The 5,413-nt window shown below is 66.4% G+C and carries 9 protein-coding genes; 5 read left to right on the top strand and 4 right to left on the bottom strand.

Annotated elements, in window-relative coordinates:
• Both D7X74_RS39100 and kdpF read right to left on the bottom strand, forming a co-directional pair.
• Positions 1-770, bottom strand: a 770-nt coding sequence (locus tag D7X74_RS39100) for a potassium-transporting ATPase subunit KdpA (protein WP_147446847.1), incomplete at its 3' end; no start/stop codon positions are given.
• Positions 770-886 carry a K(+)-transporting ATPase subunit F gene (gene kdpF, locus D7X74_RS39105; RefSeq protein ID WP_199732985.1) on the bottom strand — a complete coding sequence of 39 codons (117 nt, stop codon included), beginning with the start codon at positions 884-886 and terminating at the stop codon, positions 770-772. The genes kdpF and D7X74_RS39100, both read right to left, overlap by 1 nt.
• A gap of 156 nt (positions 887-1,042) precedes the next feature.
• Here kdpF and D7X74_RS44920 point away from each other — a divergent pair, with 156 nt between their 5' ends.
• From D7X74_RS44920 to D7X74_RS39120, 4 genes are all read left to right on the top strand, one after another.
• A complete protein-coding gene (locus D7X74_RS44920; protein ID WP_255424521.1) occupies positions 1,043-1,165 on the top strand; it encodes a hypothetical protein in 123 nt (40 codons plus the stop codon).
• 67 nt (positions 1,166-1,232) lie between these two features.
• Entirely contained in the window at positions 1,233-1,604 is a 372-nt protein-coding gene (locus D7X74_RS39110) for a DUSAM domain-containing protein (RefSeq protein ID WP_120538041.1), read from the top strand.
• A gap of 530 nt (positions 1,605-2,134) precedes the next feature.
• Positions 2,135-2,773 carry a DUF6310 domain-containing protein gene (locus tag D7X74_RS39115; RefSeq protein WP_341870462.1) on the top strand — a complete coding sequence of 213 codons (639 nt, stop codon included), beginning with the start codon at positions 2,135-2,137 and terminating at the stop codon, positions 2,771-2,773.
• The gene (locus tag D7X74_RS39120; RefSeq protein ID WP_120538042.1) at positions 2,770-3,525 is read left to right on the top strand and encodes a DUF5953 family protein; all 756 of its coding nucleotides are present in this window, start codon (positions 2,770-2,772) and stop codon (positions 3,523-3,525) included. The genes D7X74_RS39115 and D7X74_RS39120 overlap by 4 nt, the downstream gene beginning before the upstream one ends.
• Positions 3,526-3,569: 44 nt before the next feature.
• Here D7X74_RS39120 and D7X74_RS39125 read toward each other — a convergent pair whose 3' ends face one another.
• Positions 3,570-3,929, bottom strand: a complete 360-nt coding sequence (locus tag D7X74_RS39125) for a hypothetical protein (RefSeq protein ID WP_120538043.1) — start codon at positions 3,927-3,929, stop codon at positions 3,570-3,572.
• A gap of 210 nt (positions 3,930-4,139) precedes the next feature.
• Here D7X74_RS39125 and D7X74_RS39130 point away from each other — a divergent pair, with 210 nt between their 5' ends.
• Positions 4,140-4,733 (top strand): GNAT family N-acetyltransferase, encoded by a 594-nt coding sequence (locus tag D7X74_RS39130; RefSeq protein ID WP_120538044.1) that lies wholly within the window; start codon positions 4,140-4,142, stop codon positions 4,731-4,733.
• On the opposite strand, the gene D7X74_RS39135 is transcribed toward D7X74_RS39130, so the two are convergent.
• Entirely contained in the window at positions 4,649-5,095 is a 447-nt protein-coding gene (locus D7X74_RS39135) for a response regulator (RefSeq protein WP_120538045.1), read from the bottom strand. The genes D7X74_RS39130 and D7X74_RS39135 overlap by 85 nt on opposite strands.
• Between the last annotated feature and the right edge of the window lie 318 nt (positions 5,096-5,413).

The raw sequence follows: 5,413 nt of genomic DNA on the forward strand, positions 1-5,413 counted from the left end.
GGCGTGGGGTTTTCGAAGGGGTGGGCGCTGTTGGCGTTGAAGAAACCACCGCCGTTGGTGCCCAGCATCTTGATGGCTTCCTGCGAGGCCACGGGCCCGAAGGCGAGCGTCTGCTTCGCGCCCTCCACGGTGGTGACGTCGTGGTACGGCGCGAGGTTCTGGAGCACGCCCTGCGAGACGAAGCACAGGGCCGCGACGAAGCTCAGGGGCAGCAGCACGTAGAGCGTGCCGCGCACCAGGTCGACCCAGAAGTTGCCCAGCGTCTTGCGGCCTTCCGGACCGGGGCGACGGGTGAGGCCGCGAACCAGCGCCAGCGCGACACCGAGGCCCGAAGCGGCGGAGACGAAGTTCTGCCACGTCAGGCCCGCCATCTGGGTGGCGTAGCTCAGGGTGGATTCACCGGCGTAGGACTGCCAGTTGGTGTTGGCGACGAAGCTCGCGGCGGTGTTGAAGGCGAGCGCCGGACCGACGGCCGGCAGGCCCCGCGGGTTGAGCGGGAGCAGGTGCTGGAGCCGCTGGAGCGCGTAGAGGATGACGACGCCCAGGAGGCTGAAGGCGAGCAGGGCGGCGGTGTACTGGCCCCACGTCTGCTCGTGTTCGCGGCGCACGCCGCACAGGCGCAACAGGGCGCGCTCGATGGGACCGAGCAGGCGTGGGAGGGGTTGGGTGTTGGCCTCGAAGACGCGGAAGAGGTAAGCGCCCACGGGCTTTGTCAGCGCGAGGACGAGGACGAAGAACAGCAGGGTCTGGAGCCAGCCGGTGAGCGTCATCAGAAGCGCTCCGGCCGGAGCAGGGCGTAGACGAGGTAGAGGGACAGCAGGACGGCGAGCGCGGTCCCGGCGGCGTATTCGAAGGTCATGGCGATCTCGCCGCACAGCTTGTGCATCCGCCGTACCGGAGAGGGCCACCGTCAGGCCCAGGCATCCCAGGGGGTTGCGGGAGGGGCGCTGACGCCCGGGTTGCAACGTGCACGAACCGGCCCTGGCGTCCCCTGCGAGGTGAAAGGTCGCGACAGTGGACGGGCGGACAGGGGGCCTTCCGCGTGCTGCGTGACGAGGTTCGCGGCGGAATCGAGTCCGAGGTCTCCGCGCTCAAGCTCGCGACGGAGGTCTGGACCTACGCCATCACGCACCCTCTCCTGCGACATGGATCCGTGCAGTCTTGATGAACGGTTCCCCAGTCAGCGATCTTCAGCCGACGTGAGCAAGGTAGCCCGAAGCGGTGAGGACCGAATGAACGCTCCCGACTGGAACCCGTTCCGCGACCTCGCACGGCGCATCCTCCGCGAGGGAGTTCCACTGACGCTGAGTGACGACGTGCGCGCCCTCGTGCTGCGCACCGCTGCGGAAGTATCCATCACCAATGCGGAGGCGGCCTTGAGCACCAGCTCCGAGGCGCTGGCCTTGCTGCGCGAGACCGAGCGGCGCATCGCGGAGGGGTCGAACCGCCTGACAGATGCACTGGACCTGATGTGGAGGTTCCAGCGACAGGGTGACTTCGACAGCGCACGCCAGCAAATGCGCGAGGTGCTCGCTGTCGAAGTCGTCCCCTACTACCGCGAGCTTGCGTTGGAACAGCTCTCCAGCATGACCGACGAGCCGTGACGGCCCTGCTGTCATTGCAACGGGGGCAGGTCCGACGCCAGTTTCCCCGCCGTGTTGGCGCAGCTTTACCGCGCCGATTTTTGGCCGTCGCTCCCCTGGTACAGGCCACCGCGCCGAGTTGTTGGTGCTCCGCCCCGGATAGCAGCACTCGGGCACGTACCGAGTCCCCGCGTCGTCAGCGCGTGCTGGCATCCCCTAGACTGGGCCACCCCTGCCCCGTAGCTCCTTGCCTTGGTGGAAAGGCTGTGGTCATGCGTTCCCGCGCCTGCATCGGACTCCTACTTTTTCTCTCCGCCTGCGCTACGTCGACACCGACGCCCAGCGCGCGGGGAACTCGGAGCCAGAGAATTGCCAATCTCCAGCGAGCGGCAGCGCTGCCCTGGACAGACGGCGGGCAGTGCGTTGTCCGTGAAGCTTCCCAGCCTTGGCCCGCCCTGGTGGAGAGGTGTTATCAGGCCCTCGACCATGATCGGATCGAGTTCCACGACACTGCGGGAAGATGCGCGGTCGCCTCCGCTGGCGCGGGTGCCATGGGCGTCGGGCTCTGCGTTCTGGTGGCTCCTGAGATCGTTCTGGGAGCCGTCATCGTCCTTGGCGTGGTGGTTGTCGCCGTCGCCATCAAGGAAGAGCTGAATGCATATGAGCTACGCCACTCCTACCCCGAGGAAACAGGGGCCTCACGAGGAACGAAGGTGTCATCCCGGGAAGCTGAAGCGCAACGCAAGCCCAAGTCGGAGCCGGAGCCCACAGGGCAGGACTGGCAGCCCCCGGCGCCACCTGGGCCCCTGGACCGGACGCGCCGCGCCAGTTGCGAGCCCGTTCCCGTGCCTCACGCGGGCGGAGATGACCCGCATAATGCGTGCGCCGACGAGTTCCCGCCCAACCGTTATCCTGGAATGGACGTGCTCGTTGGCGGTGTACGCTTCGATGCGCTGCAAGTCGGCGTGCGCGTGCTGTGGGAGATCAAGACCCATCGGTTTGACACATACAATGAATTCGTTCGGGAGCAGGAGATTGCGACTGAATACAAGCAGATAACAACGGAGCGTGATTCTGCGGCGGCATGCGGGTATGGCTTCGTCATTGGGGTGAGCACCCAAGCGCACAAAGACGCGCTGCTGCGACGGAACCGGACCCTCAACGTCGTTGTCACGGGATGCAAACGATGACCCATCAAAGCCCCCTCATTCTCAACGCCTATGCGCCTGCGCTTGTGCGAGACGACAACCGCACAATTGCTGCCGTCCATGCCTTGGAACGAGCGTTGTCCGGCTTGCGTCTGGAGTGGAGAGTTACCGAGAGGCGAAAGCTTGCCGCGTTGCCACAGCGCGATGCGTGGTTGGCTGAGGCGACCACGCGCGGCGAGTTCCCGATGATATGTAACGGCGATGAGCGTTACCCCGTGATGATTTCCGGGCAGCACGAATCCGCGTATGTGAGCCCAGGCGGGCAGCCACAACTCCAAGTTCATGCGAAGTTGCCGCTAGACGCAGCCGTCATCTCAGCAGCGGCGGAGATGCTGGCAGGCTTGGCGGAGGGCACGCGAGCGTTCTGGGGGCATGCGACGCCAGACGACGCTGCGGTGGACATCGCGTATCAGACAGCACCCACGCAGCAAGGGCCGCCGTCCCCTCGCCGGGGGTTGCCCTCCCTGAAGCTCTTCGAGCATATCCGCGCGCCCGAGATTCCCTATTACCTTGGGTGGCTCAACTACTGGTCGGCTGCCGCCGCGCAGGCCATCGGGTTCCCGGACTCGACCCGCGACGCCGAGCTGCTTTCACGGGCGCGGCGCACGGCATCGGGCGGCTGGGTCGTGCAGCTCACCGATGCGCCGCTCGACCTGGACGACCCCGCCCACCTGGATGCACTCAAGCGCGCCTACGAACGCTTTCCGGAGATCGGCGGACGCGCTGAGCCTTGACCTCGATCAAGGGGCCGGGGCCGCTGCTCAGGCGCCACGTCCGCTCAAGGCTCGCTGGACACGGTTCCGTCACAGTCCGAGCCGGTGCACTTGCCGGAGCAGACGACCTGACCGGGATACGAGGTCAGGATGGCGCACTCGGTGCCTCCGCTGCAGGAGACGAGCTCCGTGCAGAGCGTCGCTTCGTTCACGCAGCGCGCCTGGGTCTTCCCCTCCAGCTTGATGGCGATGCAGCCCAGGCCCTGCGGACACTGGGGCAGGTCCACGCCGCACTCCTGCGCGAGGTCCAGTGACTGCCCATCCCGCAGGGTCAGCCTCCCCTGCTTGCCGGCCGCGTCATCCGAACCACAGGCCGCGAGGGTCATGACCGTCAGGCAACATCCCAGCATTCGCATCCAGCGCATCGAGGCTCCTTCAGCCGAAGAGTGACCGCGTACGGCGCGGAGCAAGGAGCGCACCAGCGGGTTCTTCTCAGGGATTCCGCAGCCTTGCCGCGTGGAGAAGTCAGCGTGCCCCCCAGAAATCTGATGGGGCCACGGATCCCTGGAGGCGCGCCTGCTCCGGCACGAACCCCTCCCCATGCGCCGGCCCTGGACGGCCTATGCTCCCACGCCATGTCCGGTGACTACAGCGTGAGGGCCGTCCAGTCCCGCTCGGAACTCGAACAGGTGCTGGCCCTGCAACGCAGGAACCTGAAGCAGGTCCTGGCCCCGGAGGAGATGCGCTCCCAGGGCTTCGTCACCGTGGCGCATGACCTCCCCACGCTGGAGGCCATGCATGCGCTGGCGCCGAGCATCATCGCCCTGCACGGCTCCGAGGTCGTCGCCTATGCCCTGGTCATGCCGCGCGAGTGCCGGGCGCTCGTCCCCGTCCTGGAGCCGATGTTCGCGCTCATCGAACGGCTCGACTTCAAGGGACGCCCCCTGAAGGACCAGCGCTTCTACGTGATGGGGCAGGTCTGCATCGACAAGGCCCACCGGGGGATGGGCCTGTTCGATTCGCTCTACCACCAACACCGCGAACAGCTCCGGAACCGGTTCGACTGCGTCATCACCGAGGTCTCCGTGCACAACACCCGCTCCCTGCGCGCGCATGAGCGGGTCGGCTTCCAGACCGTCCACACCTACCCGGACGTCACCGACACCTGGGCCGTGGTGCTCTGGGACTGGGCGGAGCCCACGGGACGGGTCGCCATCCACTTGCGGTGAAGGCCCGACAGCTTGAGGGCCAGCTCCGGGCCGCTCACGCTCTTCGGGATGTAGCCGTCCGCGCCCGCCGTCCGCATCAGCTCGCGCAGCTTCGACTCGTCCATGGACGAGTACAGGATGAACAACGTCTCCGGACCCGCGAACTGGCGCACCACGCCCAGGATGCGGTCGCCACTGAGCGCCGGGATGTTCACGTCCAGCAGCACGATGTCCGGCTGGTGCACCCGGATGAGGTTCGCCACGCCCAGCGCCGCGCGCGTCGTCGTGACCTCGAAGCCGTAGCGGGTGATGGAGCGCTCCACCAGTTCGAGGACGAGCGGATCGTCGTCCACCACCAGTGCCTTCAGCTTGCCGTCCGCCATGCTCGTCTCCTGCCTTCCAACGCTCTGCCGAGGGGGGAATGCCTGAAACACGCCTCTTCCAGGCACTATGTGAATGTACACAGTAACTGTATTCACTGCAATTACCCGAGACTCGGGGTTTACGGGGACTGACACAGCGAGTGACGAAGATGGGCACGATTTGCTGACCGTCCAGGGGGTGGGAGGTCATCCTGCATCGGTCAACTCGGGGGGTTGCTCCGCCTCCCGGGAGACGGTCCGTGCGCCGAGGTGAGGGCGGGTGACCCTGGAGATGGCTAAAGAGCCATGTTGCGCATGGACCCCTCTTCTCCCCAGCCC

Source organism: Corallococcus sp. CA047B, assembly GCF_003612065.1.
GTDB lineage: Bacteria > Myxococcota > Myxococcia > Myxococcales > Myxococcaceae > Corallococcus > Corallococcus praedator.

Excerpts from the sequence above, each read along its gene's own strand:
- kdpF (WP_199732985.1), bottom strand. The coding sequence starts at position 886 with ATGCACAAGCTGTGCGGCGAGATCGCCATGACCTTCGAATACGCCGCC.
- D7X74_RS39110 (WP_120538041.1), top strand. The coding sequence starts at position 1,233 with ATGAACGCTCCCGACTGGAACCCGTTCCGCGACCTCGCACGGCGCATC.
- D7X74_RS39115 (WP_341870462.1), top strand. The coding sequence starts at position 2,135 with ATGGGCGTCGGGCTCTGCGTTCTGGTGGCTCCTGAGATCGTTCTGGGA.
- D7X74_RS39120 (WP_120538042.1), top strand. The coding sequence starts at position 2,770 with ATGACCCATCAAAGCCCCCTCATTCTCAACGCCTATGCGCCTGCGCTT.
- D7X74_RS39125 (WP_120538043.1), bottom strand. The coding sequence starts at position 3,929 with ATGCGCTGGATGCGAATGCTGGGATGTTGCCTGACGGTCATGACCCTC.
- D7X74_RS39130 (WP_120538044.1), top strand. The coding sequence starts at position 4,140 with ATGTCCGGTGACTACAGCGTGAGGGCCGTCCAGTCCCGCTCGGAACTC.
- D7X74_RS39135 (WP_120538045.1), bottom strand. The coding sequence starts at position 5,095 with ATGGCGGACGGCAAGCTGAAGGCACTGGTGGTGGACGACGATCCGCTC.